The sequence below is a fragment of the Streptomyces sp. NPDC005070 genome, from assembly GCF_053600395.1.
This window is the reverse complement of record NZ_JBSFZS010000371.1, coordinates 1-2425: the sequence shown is the minus strand read 5'-3', so window position 1 is coordinate 2425 and position 2425 is coordinate 1. Positions and strand designations below refer to the sequence as shown.

General features: G+C 70.0%; 2 protein-coding genes. Both read right to left on the bottom strand.

Annotated features, from left to right (window positions below; all coding sequences use genetic code 11):
* Nucleotides 1–946: condensation domain-containing protein (locus ACWEBX_RS39175; RefSeq protein ID WP_451889474.1), on the bottom strand; the 946-nt coding region annotated here is incomplete at its 3' end.
* Between the two features lie 296 nt (nt 947–1242).
* Nucleotides 1243–2425, bottom strand: a 1183-nt coding sequence (locus ACWEBX_RS39170; protein ID WP_451889473.1) for an acyltransferase domain-containing protein, incomplete at its 5' end; no start/stop codon positions are given.

Below are 2425 nucleotides of genomic sequence, written 5' to 3'. Positions count from 1 at the left end.
GGTCCGCGCCCACATCGCCACCCTCCGCAGGACTCCCGGTGTTCAGCGGGACCTTCACGCGTACGGGGACGACGTTCACGGCGAGGCCGGGTGTCCTGGCGGCGATGCCGGCCCGGTTGCCGACGGCGAGGGAGAGCAGGAACTCGGGGCGGTCGCAGCGGTGGCGGAAGAACACGGCTGCGGCGGTGGTCAGCAGCGTGGAGGTGAACACGCCCATCGCCTTGGCCGCCTGGGTCCATGCGTCGGCCTCGGCGCGCGGGACGGTCAGGGTGCGGCTGACCATGCCGATGGGCTCGGTCAGTTCGCCCCAGCGGTCGGCGTCGCTCATCGGCTCGGACAGCGTGGCGCGTTCGGTGTCGGCGAGGGCGACGCGCGGGATCTGTGCGGGGGCGGGCGCGTCGGCGAGGTAGTCGCGCCAGAACGCGGTGTCGTCGGTGAACTCCTCGGAGGCGAGGTAGTCGGCCGCCTCGGTGGCGAACGAGGCGGCGTCCCAGGGGTGCGGCAGGGCGGGGGCCTGTTCGCCGCGTGCCAGCGCCGTGTAGACCTCGGCGAGGCGCCGGGAGAGCAGGCCGCCGGTGCCGAACCCGTCCGAGACGAGGTGGTGGTAGGCGATCACCACGAGGGAGCGGGCCGGCGTGAGGGTGATGAGGCCCATCCGGAACAGCAGGTCGTGGCCGAGGTCGAACGGCGTGCGGATCAGGTCGGCGAGCGCGGCGCGTGCCGCCTGCTCGGGGTCGGCCTCGGCGGACAGGTCGAGGAGGAAGGGCCGCCAGTTCCCCAGTTCGCGCGGCGAAAGGCGTAGTCCGTCGCCGTCGTCGGCGAAGGTGACGCGCAGGACCTCGGCCTCGTCCAGCACGTGCAGGAACGCGGATTCCATGGCGGCCGCGTCGAGTTCACCGTCCACGTCCCACATGGTCAGTGCGTGGTTCAGTGTGTCGGCAGACATTTCCTCCGCCAGCCACAGTCCTTTATGCGCGGACGAAGCAGCGAATGCACGCACACGGATCAACCCCTTGGCAAACAAGTCCGGGAATCGGAGGAATTCGCAGATCACCCCACCTTCACGGAAGGTGAATCAGCAGGTCAAGACAACTTGGTACGGGGGCGGGACAAGCCTCTTGAGGGCTTGCGGTGTCCCGCCGGCGGGACATTCGGGCGGAAGCGTCCGGCGGGACGTTCCCCGGGGTGGCGCATGTCCGCGAGGGTGCGGCCGCGCCCGTGACCGGGCCGGATCGCCCGGCCTCAGCGTGCGCCGGGCTTGGCCAGCGAGGAGACGATGTGCCGGGCGATCAGCCGCGGGGAGGGATGGCGCAGCACCACGTTCGGGCGCAGCTTCAGGCCGGTGGAGGCGGTCAGGCGTTTGCTCAGGTCCGCCGACAGCATCGAGTCGAAGCCGATCTTCGTGAACTCGCCGTCGGGGTCGATGGATTCGGTGGAGGGGTGGCCGAGCACGACGGCGACCCGTTCGAGGACATGGTCGAGGACGAGGGCCTGGGCGTCGTCGGGGACGAGCGCCACGAGCCGCTGCGGCAGCGGAACTTGCTGGTCGTCGGCCGCCGGCTGAGGTTCTGTCGGGGATGCCTGTGCGGTCACGGCCGCGGTGGGTGCGGAGCTGAGCCAGTACCGCTGCCGCTGGAAGGCGTAGGTCGGCAGATCGACCTGCCGGCGGGTGGTGAACAGGGCGGACCAGTCGACGTCTCCGCCGCGCACGTGCAGCGCGGCCAGTGAGCCGAGGACGGCCTCCACCTCGCCCCGGCCGCGTCGCGAGGAGGACAGCACCAGCGCGTCGTCCAGGTCCTCGACCATCTCCTGCACGGGGACGGTCAGCACGGGGTGCGGGCTCATCTCGACGAACACCCGGAACCCGTCCGCTGCCATCTGCCGTACGGAGGATTCGAAGCGGACCTTCTCGCGCAGGTTGTTGTACCAATAGTCGGCGTCCAGCCGGGCGGTGTCGATGATTTCGCCGTACAGGGTGGAATAGAAAGGCAGTTCCGACGTTTTCGGGTTCACGTCGGACAGCGCGCGGATCACCTCGTCCCGTACCCGTGTCACCTGATGCGAATGCGAGGCGTAATCGACCTTGATGCGCTGGGCCTGGCAGCCGTCGGCCTTCATCTTCTCGATGAATTCGTCGAGCGCGTCGGGTTCTCCGGACACCACGACCGCGCGGGGTCCGTTGACCACGGCGATGCCGATCCGGTCGCTCCACGGTGCCAGGTGCTGCTGCACCAGCGTTTCGGACTCGGCGACGAAGGCCATGCCGCCGTGTCCGATCAGTTCCACCAGGGCCTTGCTGCGCAGGGCCACGATCTTGGTGGCGTCCCGCAGGGTCAGGGCGCCGCACACATGGGCGGCGGCGATCTCGCCCTGGCTGTGGCCCACCACCGCGGAGGGCTGCACGCCCCAGGACCGCCACAGGGCG